Source organism: Nitrosophilus alvini, assembly GCF_015100395.1.
GTDB classification, from domain to species: Bacteria; Campylobacterota; Campylobacteria; order Campylobacterales; family Nitratiruptoraceae; genus Nitrosophilus; species Nitrosophilus alvini.
This window is the reverse complement of sequence record NZ_AP022847.1, coordinates 502,286-516,676: the sequence shown is the minus strand read 5'-3', so window position 1 is coordinate 516,676 and position 14,391 is coordinate 502,286. Positions and strand designations below refer to the sequence as shown.

Annotated in this window: 11 protein-coding genes; 1 reads left to right on the top strand and 10 read right to left on the bottom strand. The window is 39.5% G+C overall.

Annotation, left to right across the window (positions count from 1 at the left end; all coding sequences use genetic code 11):
* Positions 1-3: 3 nt before the first annotated feature.
* A complete protein-coding gene (locus EPR_RS02730; protein ID WP_200763750.1) occupies positions 4-825 on the bottom strand; it encodes a peptidylprolyl isomerase in 822 nt (273 codons plus the stop codon).
* A gap of 46 nt (positions 826-871) precedes the next feature.
* Positions 872-1,585: a YebC/PmpR family DNA-binding transcriptional regulator gene (locus EPR_RS02725; RefSeq protein ID WP_200763749.1), complete on the bottom strand. Its 714-nt coding sequence runs from the start codon at positions 1,583-1,585 to the stop codon at positions 872-874.
* A 114-nt stretch (positions 1,586-1,699) separates the two neighbouring features.
* Here EPR_RS02725 and nth point away from each other — a divergent pair, with 114 nt between their 5' ends.
* Positions 1,700-2,344: an endonuclease III gene (gene nth, locus EPR_RS02720; RefSeq protein WP_200763748.1), complete on the top strand. Its 645-nt coding sequence runs from the start codon at positions 1,700-1,702 to the stop codon at positions 2,342-2,344.
* A 31-nt stretch (positions 2,345-2,375) separates the two neighbouring features.
* On the opposite strand, the gene EPR_RS02715 is transcribed toward nth, so the two are convergent.
* The 8 genes from EPR_RS02715 to metH all read right to left on the bottom strand — a co-directional run bounded on the left by EPR_RS02715 (position 2,376) and on the right by metH (position 14,360).
* Positions 2,376-4,838, bottom strand: a complete 2,463-nt coding sequence (locus EPR_RS02715) for an HD domain-containing phosphohydrolase (protein ID WP_200763747.1) — start codon at positions 4,836-4,838, stop codon at positions 2,376-2,378.
* Positions 4,839-5,103: 265 nt separating this feature from the next.
* Positions 5,104-6,372: a M20/M25/M40 family metallo-hydrolase gene (locus EPR_RS02710; RefSeq protein ID WP_200763746.1), complete on the bottom strand. Its 1,269-nt coding sequence runs from the start codon at positions 6,370-6,372 to the stop codon at positions 5,104-5,106.
* A 44-nt stretch (positions 6,373-6,416) separates the two neighbouring features.
* A complete protein-coding gene (locus EPR_RS02705) occupies positions 6,417-6,899 on the bottom strand; it encodes a host attachment protein (protein ID WP_200763745.1) in 483 nt (160 codons plus the stop codon).
* A 51-nt stretch (positions 6,900-6,950) separates the two neighbouring features.
* Entirely contained in the window at positions 6,951-7,772 is an 822-nt protein-coding gene (gene galU, locus EPR_RS02700) for a UTP--glucose-1-phosphate uridylyltransferase GalU (RefSeq protein WP_200763744.1), read from the bottom strand.
* Positions 7,773-7,807: 35 nt separating this feature from the next.
* Positions 7,808-8,383, bottom strand: coding sequence for a hypothetical protein (locus tag EPR_RS02695; protein WP_200763743.1), 576 nt, complete (start codon positions 8,381-8,383; stop codon positions 7,808-7,810).
* Between the two features lie 33 nt (positions 8,384-8,416).
* Complete coding sequence (locus EPR_RS02690) at positions 8,417-10,282, bottom strand: TonB-dependent receptor plug domain-containing protein (protein ID WP_200763742.1); 1,866 nt, start codon at positions 10,280-10,282, stop codon at positions 8,417-8,419.
* Positions 10,283-10,370: 88 nt separating this feature from the next.
* Entirely contained in the window at positions 10,371-10,889 is a 519-nt protein-coding gene (locus EPR_RS02685) for a cob(I)yrinic acid a,c-diamide adenosyltransferase (protein ID WP_200763741.1), read from the bottom strand.
* A 9-nt stretch (positions 10,890-10,898) separates the two neighbouring features.
* Complete coding sequence (metH, locus tag EPR_RS02680) at positions 10,899-14,360, bottom strand: methionine synthase (RefSeq protein WP_234697164.1); 3,462 nt, start codon at positions 14,358-14,360, stop codon at positions 10,899-10,901.
* Positions 14,361-14,391: the final 31 nt, after the last annotated feature.

Genomic DNA, 14,391 nt, shown 5'->3' with positions numbered 1-14,391 from the left:
TCCTTATATTTTCTTCTCTATTTTTGCGCTCTTCTTAAGCTCCTGAGCCTTTTTGGAAACAATTTCCTGGAATTTCTCCATCTTAAGTTCAGATTTGATTTTGTTTTTTACATCTTCAAACGGTATTTTTCCGGCCTCTTTTTTATCTTCAAGATAGATGATATGGTACCCGAACTGCGTTTTTACAGGTGATGTGGTTATTTCGCCTTTTTTAAGTGCAAATGCGGCGTCACTGAAAGGTTTTACCATCTGTCCTTTTCCAAACCATCCCAGATCTCCTCCGTTTTTGCCGCTCGGTCCGATTGATTTTGTTCTGGCAAGTTCTATAAATTTTTCTTTGAGCTTGTCTTTGGGAGTCTTTTTGAGCTCTTCGATTATCTTTTTTGCCTCAGCTTCATCTTTTACAAGGATATGTCTCGCATGCACCTGCTGCGGTCTTGAAAATTTGTCTATATTTTTGTTGTAAAACTCTTTGGCTTCCTTATCGCTTACGGTTATGGAGTCATACTGCTTTTTCATCCATACTTCTACAGCCAGATCGTCTTTTATTTTGGCAAGAGCTTTTTTATACTCTTCATCTTTTTCTATGCCGCTCTTTTTGGCATACTGTTTAAGAAGTTCCCTTTCTATCGCCTGATCAATTACTTTTTGCTTCAACTCTGGTGTCAGTTTTTCAAATGACAATCCCGGCATCGCTTTTAGAAGCTGGTTCACATCCTGTTTTGTTATCTCTTTTCCGTTAACTACGGCAACCACTTCGGATGCGTTTGCAACTCCCGCTATAAGTGAAGCCGCCAATATGCTTTTTAACAAAATTTTTCTCATCTATTGTCCTTTTCAAATTTTGGTTTGGTTTTGATTATATCTAAATTTATTTCATATTATGATAAACATTCTGGACATCATCGTTTTCTTCCAATACATCTATAAGTCTTTCAACTTTTTCGGCCGTAGCATCATCGACTTCCATCTCATTGTTCGCTACAAGCCCCACACTGCTCTCAAGTATATTGACGCCTGTCTCTTCAACAGATTTCAGCAGTTCATTAAAATCCGAAGGCTCGCACTCTATTACCAATACTTCATCAAATTCAAGAATATCGGATGCGCCGCTTTCAAGTGCACTCTCCATCACTTCATCGTCTTTCTCGCCTCTTTCAACGGTTATAACACCTTTTTTATCAAACATCCATGCAACGCTTCCGCTTGTCCCAAGACTTCCGCCCGCCTTGCTGAATGCATGTCTTACCGCTGCGACGGTTCTATTTTTGTTATCCGTCAGACACTCTACCATTATCGCGACTCCTCCCGGACCGTAGCCCTCATAAGTAATCTCTTCGTATTTCACTCCAGGAAGGTTTCCGCTCGCCTTGTCGATAGCTCTTTTTATGTTGTCCTGTGGCATAGATACGGCTTTCGCCCTCTCTATCGCAAGTCTCAAGGCCGCATTCGTCTCGGGATTGGGTCCCCCGTCTCTGACGGCGGTCATGATATCTCTTACGGCTTTTGTAAAGAGTTTGCCTTTTTTCGCATCCTCTTTTGCTTTTATATGTTTAACTTTGGACCATTTATTATGACCTGCCATATACACTCCCGTTCTTAAAAAATTGTTAAGATTATACTAAAAAACCCATTAATCAAAAATGAAAAAATAAAAGTGTAAAATAGCTAAAATCTGAACAACAAAAAAGGATGAGAGTTGAAAAAAGCGACAAAAAAAGAGATAGAAGAGATAAAAAAAAGACTTATAGAACACTATCCGCAGGCAAAGACTGAACTGCATTACAAAAATCTGTATCAACTGCTCGTTGCCGTAATACTCTCGGCACAGTGTACCGACAAGAGAGTAAATATGATAACACCGGCTCTTTTTGAAAAATATCCCGATATAGACTCTTTGGCCGAAGCAGACGTAGAGGATGTAAAAGAGCTGATCAAAACCTGTTCATTTTTCAACAACAAAGCAAAAAATCTTGTCGCAATGGCAAAAATGGTGAAAGAAAAGTTTAACGGCAAAATTCCGGAAGATGAAAAAGAGTTGGTAAAACTCCCGGGTGTAGGACAAAAAACCGCTCATGTGGTTATGATAGAATATTTTGGCAAAAATCTGATGGCTGTGGATACACATGTATTCAGAGTTTCACACAGACTCGGACTAAGCGATGCAAAAACGGCAAAAAAAACGGAAGAGGATCTGGTAAAGGCTTTCAAAACGGATCTAAGCGCCGTTCATCAGGCAATGGTACTTTTTGGAAGATACATATGCAAAGCGAAAAATCCCAAATGTGACGAGTGTTTTTTAACAGAATTTTGCAAAAGCAAGGATAATTTCAAAGCCAGCTAAAAAGTTTCTATCTAAGATTTAAAGTATCAGATTATCCGTATAGTATCTGCCGATGAAGCTTATCCATTGAGTTTATGTTGAGTTTTTTCAGATTGTAAACTTTTACTGAAAGCTCAAGCCCCGCCTCTTCAATGTTCAGTAATTTTTTCATACTATCCGTATCGATTTCAATCTCTTTATCCGACAAAACAATAAAACTATCCCCTTTATATCTAAAAATCTTTTCCGTATTAAAAAAAGAGGATATTTTTTCTGCAGTTTTTATAAGAAATTCATTACCTGATCTCCAGCCATGTGTTTTATTGAAAAGTGTAAATTTATGAAGTGAAAAAAGATATAGATAAGAAAATCTGTCTATTGTCTCCTCTCTTGCAAAAATAATTTCAAGATATTTTATATTGTAAGTATTTGTCAGTTGGTCTTTGAAAAAATAGGCAAATCTCTCTTCTTCAAGCCTGCTTTTCGGCAATTGATCTATTTTTTGCTGGAGTGAAACATCTTTAAAAACTTTTAAAGCAGCTTCGACCACTTTCTCGTCAAACAGAATGCCCTTTGCCTTTTCAAGCTCTTTTAGGGCGTTTTCAAGATTTTTTCTAGGCTTATAAATTCTATCGGTTGTCATTCCGTCAAAAGCATCAGCTACGGCGAGTATCTTTGACAAAAACGGAATTTCAGAACAGCCGATACCGTAAGGGTATCCACTGCTGTTACATCTTTCGTGATGATATAGAACTATTTCGGCAAGCTCTTTAAACTTTGATATTGAAGACAATACTTTATATCCCGTTTCGGGATGTTTTTTTATTATGCTGTACTCTATATCATTCAACTTTCCGGGTTTCAGCAAAATCGTATCCGGAGTCTCTATCTTGCCTATATCATGCAAATAAGCGGCTTCTGTCAATTTTTTTATAGAGCTAACGTCCAATCCCAGCTCTTTTGCCAGCATTTCACTATACATAGCTACTCTTTTTGAGTGACCGGCGGTGTAAGGATCTCTGGCTTCGATCAGTTCTATCATGGATCTTGCTATCTCTTTATAGCTTTTAAGACTCTCATTCAATAATCTCTCTTTATCTTCAGCAAGCTTGTGATGATACAGAACAAATCCTATATCTCCAGCGAGCTCTTCGAGCATCGCTATCTCCTCTTTTTTAAACCCCTCTTTGTTATCGGTATAGACCGTTAAGACACCAAAGATCAGTTTGTCCTTATATTTCAACGGCGTTGCCATACAGTAGGTAAATCCGCTTTTTTGTGCCCTCTCTTTCCAGGGCTCGAAATTGTTGTCTTCCTGCGTATTCTCAATAACGGTCTTTTTTGTCAAATAAGCCGTTCCGGTTGGTCCTTTGGAAAATTTTGATTCAGGATTAATATCTACCCGAAAACTATTTTCCAAATAGCCTGTATTGTCTGTTGATTTATATGCAACTTTTACCGAATTTCCATCCGGTATGCCGATCCACGCAAGCTTATAATGGATATTACCCGCCAGTTCCTCACAAACTTTTTTTAATATAGTATCTATATTTTCATTTTCAATCAGAATCTGGTTTATATTTCTAACAGTATTTATAACAGACCTTAAATATGCTTCTTTTTTGTAACTTTTAACAGCCTTTTCTTTCTCTTTCTTATACAGAGAAGTCCTTTTGTCCACTTCTCTTTTCAGATAGAGGTTAAACAAAAAAAGAACTGACGCAAAAATAAGAAATATTCCGAAAACCGAATATACCCATTTCGGAATCTTCTCCATTACGGTAACCGATAGATGTTTTTCAAGCAGTCTTTTAAATTCAGAACCTGCATTGTTTTTTAATATACGAATATTTTTATCTATCACATTTAGCAACTCTTTTTTATCTTTCGGGGCGGCAAACGTAAGTTTTATAGGACTGAAAATAATCGGAGTCGCTACAATAGAAGGGTATTTATCATGAATTTTATAAAACAGAAGTCTTGTAGCTACACCGGCATCCACTCTGTTTTCATCTATAAGAGTAAATATTTCGTCATAGCTGTGTGCATAGACAATCTTTGGATCAATATCGAATTCACGGATGAGAGAAAAAAACTTGTCATTATAAGCGTCCCCTTTCAAAAGGGCAACAACTCTATTATCAAGATCAGGTATATTATGAATACCGGTTTTCTCTTTTGCATATACAACAGCCCAGTTTTCAATGATCTTCTCTTTTGCAAAGGAAGCATACTGTAAGCGGTCATGAGTTTGTGTTACCGCACATAACAGATCAAATTTTTTCTTACGAAGTCCTTTCAGACATCCGTCAAGCGTAGAAGGAAAATATTCTAAAGAGAACTTTTCTTTTTCCGCTATCTTTTCGAGCAGATCAACAAAAAGGCCTTTGGGCCCCTCTTTTTCATCATAATAATAAAGAGGCCAGTCTTCATATATACATACTTTCAAAGATTTATACTCTTGCGGAAAGAGTACCGAAACATATATGATGAGCAGTAAAAAAAACCTCTTCATACTCTTTTTTCCTCTTAACCTTTTTAAAAAATTAAATCTTTGCCATGAATATCTCTATTGAATTTTTAAATTAAATTTCTACTCCTGCATAAAAATTTTGCATTATTAGAGTAAGGAGCGATAAGTTTACATGAAACAATACTATGAATATGTATTCATTTACATATAAGTATACATTATTTTATCTGAATATTTGATTTTTTTCATTTTTTTTAGAAAAGAAGGGAAGATCTCTTTTTAACTGTTACTCTAATAAGTAACTTTTTTAACTAAAATCATTTGCCAGTTTTTCCGTAATTTCGGCAATTTTCATTATCGAGTCTATTGAGACTTTTTCTCTTGTAGAATGGGGGTATAGGATATCGGGGCCGATAGATACAATCTCCAAATCAGGGTATTTCTGGCTTATCACAGCACATTCAAGTCCTGCATGGATTGCTTTGAATCCGGCTTTGATACCCTCTTTTTCATAAATTTTTTTAACTTTTTTTGCGAACTTAGATATTTTAGGCTCCCATGGCGGATAATATCCGTAACTTTCTACTTTGAACCCGGCCATCTCAAAAAAAGCCTTTGTCTGGATTTTTAGACGTTCAAGCCCCTTTTTTTGCATCGACCTTGCAGAAACTTCAACAACTCCTTTTTTCGAATCAGTTTTTACAATGGAAAGATTTACACTATCAAGCGGTATCATAAACTCTTTGTCATATGCTCTCACTCCGCTTGGAAAAGCTGCAAGAGCATGAATAAGTCTTTCTCCGTCTTCTATTATAAAATCGAAGTCGCCACATTTCCTGACAGTTATATCATCACGGCTAGCAGGAGGTGTTTTTGCATTTATAACAGCTTTGGCACGTGACGGAATGGAGTTGATCCTTTCTCCTCCTTCAAATGAGACAAGTTCAAAATCATTTTCATAAAGAAACAATGAAAGTTCTTTTATGGCATTGGGAATATTTTTATCTATATCGACTCCCGAGTGTCCTCCCGGCAAGTTGCAAATTTCTATTTCGTAAAAATTTTGAAATTTTGGTTTCGCAAGCTTTATATCGCAAAGTGCTTTTATATCTAGACCTCCCGCACATCCTATAAAGATATCTTTTTCATCTTCGCTGTCCAGATTAAGCATATATTTTGATTTCAGTTCAAACTGCAGATTTTGGGCTCCAATCATCCCTACCTCTTCATCGGCGGTAAAGAGATATTCTGCCTTTATGCCTTTTTCCATAAGCCAAAGCATTATAGCGACGCCGATACCGTTATCAGCTCCCAAAGACGAGTTTTTTGCCGTTATATAGCCGTCTTTTTTTACTATCTCTATATCCGGTGCCTCTCCTACACAAACCATATCATAATGAGACTGTAAACAAAGAACGGCAGAATCTTTACGGCAGAGAATATTGCCTGACTTGTCGCATATCGTCTCAAATCCATGTTTTTTTGAAAATCGGGATATATACTCTTTTAGTTCAGAAGATTTATGAGAACAATGTGGAATTTTGCAAATTTCATAAAATATCTCTAAGACTCTCACCTATTCCCTTTTGACCGTAACCGGCTTACGCCGGTATTTGTATGTCAGGGACGTTTTCCCTCTTTTTGGAAGATATCTGGAATTTTGTTCTTATCCTCTTTTGTCAAATCTTTTTCGATATATTTAAAAAGACTGTTTTTAGCTTCGGCTGCTATTTTTTCATAAACTCTTGAAAAGATGTTTTCAGGCAAAGCCAAAAACCATTTCGGAGGATTTGATTCTGAAATAATTTTCGATATATCATCTGCTATAGCTTTAATGACATCTTCTTCCATCTTGTTTTCCAATTCGTGCCTTTGGCCGATACTTCCTCCCATTTTTCCGGTATCAGCTTTAAATCTTCCTGCCTCATCGGTTACTATATCCTTAAGATTCCAGTGTGCTTCCACATAATCAATCGTATTAATAAGATCAAGCTTGACGTTTTGCGGTTTCAGACCGGCTTCAGCTTCAAGATCCCTTGGCTCAGCTTTGTAAATTTTCATTTCGCCTAGGTTTGAAGTAATAACCAAATCACCTACTCTCATTTTATTTCCTTTTTTAAGTTTTGTTATATTCTTTATTTATATATTTTATCATCAGTTTTTTAATTTACTATAAAAGTAATTCGTAGCCTCAACGTAACCGTCAGGTGTTCCGCAGTCAAAACGTTTCCCTTTGAATCTGTATGCTATAACCATTCCGTTTTTTGCCTGTTTCAAAAGTGCGTCAGTCAGCTGGATTTCGCCGCCGAGTCCCGGTTCAGTGTTCCTTATTATCTCAAAAATATCCGGAGTGAGAATATACCTGCCTATAATTGCCAGATTGCTTGGAGCATCTTCCGGTTTTGGTTTTTCAACCATATTTGAGACCACAAATACATTCTCTTCAAGCTCTTTGGCTTCCACAATGCCATACTTGTGGGTAAGGCTTTTGTCAACCTCTTCGATAGCTACTATGGGACATCTGTATTTTTTGTAAAGCTCCGTCATCTGTTTCAAAATTCCCTCTTCTTCACCAATACATAAGTCATCCGCCAGCAAAACCGCAAAAGGCTCGTTGCCGATAAGCACTTCCCCCGTCAGAATGGCATGTCCCAGACCTTTCATCTCTATCTGTCTGGTATAAGTAAATGTACATCTATCTATCACTTCTCTTATTTCTGTAAGATAGTGCTCTTTGGAAGTTCCTTTTATCTGATGTTCAAGCTCATAGCTTTTATCGAAGTGATCCTCGATGGCTCTTTTGCCTCTGCCTGTAACGATAGCTATTATATTTATTCCGGCTTCAAGAGCCTCTTCCACACCATACTGTATAAGCGGCTTATCGATTATGGGCAGCATCTCTTTTGGTATAGCTTTAGTAGCAGGTAGAAATCTTGTTCCGTATCCCGCAGCAGGTATCAGACATTTTTTAATCATGCAACTCCTTTGAAGTCAACAACTTTAAAGAAATTCTATCCTAATGCTTCTCTTTTTTTGCTAAAAGAGCTGACAAACAGCCATATTATCAGAAATTCCACCGCAAAAAGTATGAAGTGCAGATCATAAACCTGCTCTTTTTTCGCCGTCAGACCCCACTGTTCCAAAATTTTGTAAAAAATATACGAAAGAGCCATTCCTGCAAGATAACCCTTCTGCTTGCTTACATCCACAAGAGTAAGCAGCCTTTTTTTGCGCACTATCAGTGTCTCCGCCCTGACGAGATAGGCACCGAACATAAAAGTGAGCTGATATCCGCTATATACAAAAAGAGCTGTCTGGTAGTCGTAAGGTTTTACAAGAAAGATAGTCACCAGCATCAGGATCACAACTTCCACAAAAAGCCCTATTATAAAATATTTTCTTATGTTCAGAAGCACCTCGTAAAATTTCGCGATAATCAGCATTCCAATAGCCAGAATAATACCGCCGACAGAGTAGATGGAGGGTTCAAGAGGCTCGTATATGACAAATATGGATCCGATTGAGAGACCTGTAAAAAGAGAATTGAAAAATTTGTAGCGTAAGTAGTTTTTCGGGATTAGTTTCATCTGCTTCCATTCAGGCGGGCAAAGCCCGCTTTTTTAATAACTGGCGCTTATGCCGATATAAAAACTTCTGCCCGGAGTTCCGTAACCGTCAACTTCCTGATAAAATCTGTCAAAAAGATTGTCAATTTTAACAAAACCGGTAAAGTTCGGCGCAAAATTGTGACTCAGTTTTACATTTGTTACGTTGTACTTGCCTGTTTGAGCTCCGTTTTTGTCAAATCTTTCTCCTACATAGTATCCATAGAGTGCAACGGTGTGTTCATGGGTGGGATACCATGTGATATCGTAGCCATATTTGTTTTTTGCACGCCTGGGAATATCCTCATTGTTGCTGTCGGTAGCATTGAGGCGTGTATAAGTCACACCTGCGATAAGATTTTCCATAATATCTTTCATAAAAGAGACTTCAAAACCTTTAAATCTGCTTGTACCTTCAAGATTTGAATATCTCCATGTTGCATAATCGTAATCTATAAAATCTTTTATCTTTGTCTCAAAATATGTGACTTTTAAGTTATCGTATCCTGCTGAGATATTGAATCCTTTTGTCTTTTCCGGTTTTAACTCTTCATTTCCAGCCCAGACATCATATAGCTTGTACGGTGTAGGAACATTATATCCTGTGCCATAATTTGCAGCAAGGTAAAAGTTGTCGAGAATATAGTGTTTTATGCCTACTTTTCCTGTAACTTTATCTTCAAAAGCATCATAGTTGTCACTTCTTAGTGTCTGTGTAAGTATCGTTTTTCCACCAAAAAATCTGTTGTAGTTTGTTAAAAAAACGTAACTGTTATGATAATCTTTGTTTAAATCGCTTCCTCCAGAAAGCCCCTGATAAAATCTCTGATAACCGATACTAGCTTGTAAAAATCCGTTTTCCTCGTAATCAAAGCGGTCCTTTATCTCATACTCCTTTACGCTTCCTGTATATCCGCCATACAGACTCCTGTCAAATTTTGAATATTTAAAAACCAGGTCTACTTTGTGCCTATCTGTTTTTTTAGTATAAAGTGCTTTGTAAAATCTGTCATTTATATTGTTCAGCGTATACGGTCCATCCGGTGCATCAACACTGGTCCCGCTTATATAATCGTATGAATCAAAATGTACAGTTGCATCTATAGTAGTAACAGAAGCTTCTATCCTATCACTATCACTGATGTCATATCCAAGTTTCAGATTCATTGTACTGTTTTCATATCCGTCATCTTCCCAGCCAAGCTCATCTCCTCTTTTCCCATAATCTTGACTGCTATGACCAGGTTCTGCAGCCGAAAAACCGTCTATATCAACTCTGTCGAATCCCAAAGATATATCAAAAGCACCTCTTTTTTTTGCAAAAAGTAAAGATATGTTTTTTGTGCCGTATGAGCCGCCTTCAACTTTGATATCGGCTCTTACGCCCTCTTTTGCACCTTTTGTAATGATATTTATGACACCTGCTGTGGCATCCGCTCCCCAGATACCGCTCTGCGGCCCTTTTATTATCTCGATCCTCTCTACATTATCCAAAGAGATCAATTCAAACTGGGCACCGCTGAGTCCTGTTATGTCATTTACCCGAATACCGTCGATAAGTACAAGTGTTCTGTCTGATGGAAGTCCCTGAAGATATATTGAAGTAGGCTGTCCGTAGCCGCCACTGGATGCAAACTCTATTCCTGCAGATGCAGTAACTGCATCTTTAAGTGTCCTGTAACCTTTACGCTCTATCTCCTCTGCGGTTATCACCGTAACCTCATCTGTAACATCCTCTTCGGCCTGTAAAGTTTTTGAAGCCGAAACAACAACCTTCTCTATCTCGACCACACTGCTCGCAACTGCACTGATCTGCACAGCAGATACTGTCGCTGCTATAGCCGCAAGAGAGAAGTACTTTCTCTTGAAACCTTTTGCCATTTTTACTCCTTGTTGGTTTTTAAAAACAAAATAGTATCAAATTATCGCATACAAACCAATTAGCACAACCATCAACCATCCACTGCTACTAAAACTCTATTCCCCTTCTTGCCCCAACTCCTTTGTCAAAATAGTGTTTTACAAGTCTCATTTCGGTTACCAGATCGGCAGCTTCTATAAGCTTTGGCGAAGCGCCTCTTCCGGTAAGAATGATCTCTTTTTTCTCAGAGCTCTTTTTTACCTCCTCCAAAACTTCCTCTTCATCCAGCAGTAAAAAATCCATAGCAACAATAACCTCATCGAAAACTATAAGGTCATACTCACCCTTTATCTCCTCTTTTGCGGTTTCGAAAAGCTCCTTTGCCATTCTTTTTTGCTTCAATGTGGGCTCACCCTTTACAAAACTCTCATCCCAGTTCCTCAATATTTTTATCTTCCCGCCCCCGAGGGCATCATCCAGCAGCTTTAATGATACGATTTCTCCTGTAGGCCTCCCTTTCATAAACTGGATAAAACATACTTTAAGACCGTTGCCAAGAGCCCTGACAGCAAGGCCGACTGCCGCGGTGGTTTTTCCTTTTCCGTCGCCCGTATATATCTGTAACACGGTAAAATCCTATATGTTAAAGTATTTCGCATCGGGATGATGAACTACAATCGCACAGGTCGATTGTTCCGGATGTATCTGAAAGGTCTCACTCAGTTCTATTCCAAACTCTTCGGGTTTTAAAAGGTTGAATATATTTCTGTTCAGTTCAAGGTCCGGACATGCCGGGTATCCTGGACTATATCTCGCCCCCTGGTATCCCCTTGTCTTCACGTCTCTTAGATCCGCTTTTTCATTCCTCAATATTCCAAGATCTATCCTTATCTGCTTATGGGCAATTTCTGCCAAAGCTTCCGCAAGCTCGACGCTCAGTCCATGTACAAGATGGTATTCGTGGTAACGTCCCTCTTTGAAAAGCTCACTCTCATACTTTGCAAATCCGCTTCCGGCACTGACACAGGTAAACGCCGCCACATCATGCCTATCTTCATGGAAATAATCGGCGATACATCTGTGCGGCGGTTTTTTCTGTCTCGGAAAAGTCATGATCTCTACAGCTCGTCCTATCACATCCTCCAGAGGCTCTCTGTTTGCATCCTCATCTTTTGAAAATCCCTCATTTTCGCCGAAAATCAGAAGCGAATTGTCATCTCTTCTTGCAGGCCAGAAGCCGTAAAGAATGACCGGTTCAAAAACCTCTGCCAACTCACTTTTAAGCCTCTCGTAAGCCGGAATGACCTTGGAGTTCAGAAGCTTTTCATACTCCTCTTTTTCCATTCCTTTTGACTTGTAACCCCATCTTTGCTTGAAGAGCATCCTTTTGTTGAGCCACTCATACGCTATATTTTTATCGATCTGAAGCCTTTTTCTGCCCCAAAAAGGCGGTACGGGTACCGGTGCAGGTTTTGGCAGAACGATGTTTTTGGCATCTATTGCAATCTCTTCTTTTGGGGTCTGCACAATGACCTCTTCCTCATTGTCACTGCCAAGGGAGGTATCAAAGTTACCCTCCTCTATCCGGCTCATTGCAGTTATACCGTCAAATGCATCGCGGCAGTAGAATATCGGCCCATCATAAACGGGACGACAAAAGTCATCTATGAATTTTTTTGTAAGAGCAGCACCCCCCAAAAGAACAGGAACGTCTATTCCCATCTTTCTCATCTCTTCAAGATTTTCTTTCATTACCTGCGTCGATTTGACCAGAAGACCGCTCATACCTATGGCATGAGCACTGTGTTCACGGTATGCTTTGACAAAATCCTCAAGTTCGACTTTTATACCGATATTTATAACCTTGTATCCGTTGTTTGAAAGTATGATATCCACAAGGTTTTTACCCACATCATGAACATCTCCCTTTACAGTCCCCAAAACCAGAACAGTATCGCTGTTTTTCTCTTTTTTGGGCAGATAGGGCTGCAGATAATCCACAGCGGCTTTCATAACTTCTGCAGACTGAAGCACAAAAGGCAGCTGCATCTGTCCGCTTCCGAAAAGCTCACCCACCACTTTCATAGCCTCGATCAGTATCTCGTTTACTATTTTCTCAGCTGCTATCTCATCTTTTGCCTTTTTTAAAAGAGGCATCATCCTATCTTTGTCTCCGTCGATAAGAAGCTGCTTTATCTTCTCTTCAAGAGGAAGCTTTTCAAATTCATCATCGCTCTGAATCTCTTTTTTTTCAGCCTTGCTGAAATGGTCTATAAATTTAAAAAGAGGGTCTGTCTCTTCTCTTCTGTTAAAAAGAAGGTCTTCGCATACTTTTATATCTTCTTCGCTTATTTTGTGGTAGGGAATAAGGTTTTTCACATTCACTATGGCCATTGTCAGACCGGCTTTTACGCAGTGGTGCAAAAATACGGAGTTTAGATACTCTCTTGCATGCTTGTCCAGACCAAATGAAATATTGGACACTCCAAGAACCGCACCCACTTCCGGATGTCTTGTTCTTAGCTCTTTTATAGCCTCTATTGTCTCGATTGCCGCAGTGTAATACTCCTCGTCACCGCTTCCAACCGTAAAAGTCAAAAGGTCAAATACAAGATCGCGAGGATCAAGTCCATGCAAATTTACGGCTCTTTCATACATTCTTTCGGCAACTTCGACTTTTCTGCTCTTTGTCTTTGCCATTCCCTCTTCGTCTATCGCCAGGCAGACAAGAGCTGCTCCGAATCTTTTTGCAAGATGACATATTTTGTCGAACTTCTCTATACCGTCTTCAATGTTAGCCGAATTTATAATAGGTCTGCCGCCGATATTTTTCAGAGCAGCTTCCAGTGCCGGAACCTGCGTAGAGTCAGGCATAAGAGGAAGAGTGATCTTCTGGTTGTAAAGGCTTATGACTCTTTTCATATCCTTTGTCTCATCCCTGCCTGCAAACCCAACACTCACATCAAGCCCGTGAGCTCCGCTTCGCACCTGCTGCTGAGCCACTGACAGAGTGCCCTCATAGTCTTCATTCAAAAGAAGTTCCCTGAAAGCCTTGGAACCTGTCGCGTTGCTTCTCTCGCCTATCAGGAAAGGAGGCGGATTTTGTACAAGAGTCCTGCTTTCAAAAAGGCTTGCTAGCGATTTTGGCTGGCTTCCTGTAGGTGGTTTGGGAGATTTGCCTTTTACCGCATCTGCAAGGGCTTTTATATGCTGGGGAGTCGTACCGCAGCATCCTCCCAAAAATGCAACACCATCTATTGCACTGAATCTGGCTTCGAGTTCGGTAAACTCTTTGGGTCCCATCGGATAATAGGTATACCCTCCCCTGTTTTGGGGAAGACCGGCATTTGCATGTACCGAGATAAGGCCGTTCCATACACTGCTTAGAGTCTTTATATGTTTTTCTACCTCTTCCGGCCCCGTTCCGCAGTTAAATCCCAAAGAGAGTATTTCGAAAGGTTCCATTATGACAGCGAGGGTCTGGGCATCGGTACCTATAAGCATCGTGCCGTTTAGCTCAATAGTTGCTGAGACCATGATAGGAATATCTTTCTTGGCCTCATCGGCTGCATCGCCGCATGCGTGAAGGGCCGCTTTTATCTGGAGAGGATCCTGGCATGTCTCAAGCAAAAAAAGGTCAGCTCCGCCTTCTATACAGGCCTTGGCGGCAATTTTATATCCTTCGTACATCTCATCATACTCTATATGGCCAAGAGAGGGCAGTTTTGTTCCGGGCCCCAAAGAGGCTGCCGCAAATCTCGGTTTCTCTTCTGTGGAGTATTCTTCGCAAACCTCTTTTACAATCTTTGTTCCAAGATAGGCCAACTCGTAAGTCATATTGGCCAGACCGTACTCATCTAAAACCCAGGGAATTGTTCCGAAAGTGTTTGTTTTGATGATATCGGCGCCCGCTTTTGCATACGCTTCATGTATTGACCTTACAATACCCGGAGCAGTTTTGTTAAGAAGCTCGTTACATCCCTGCTTTCCCTCCCATGCACTTTCGGGTATATCGATATTTTGCAACTGAGTGCCCATAGCTCCGTCAATAACAAGAATTTTTTTGCCCGCTGTCTCTCTAATTTTTGATTTTTTCAAGCAACTGCCTTTGAATTTTTAAATATGAATA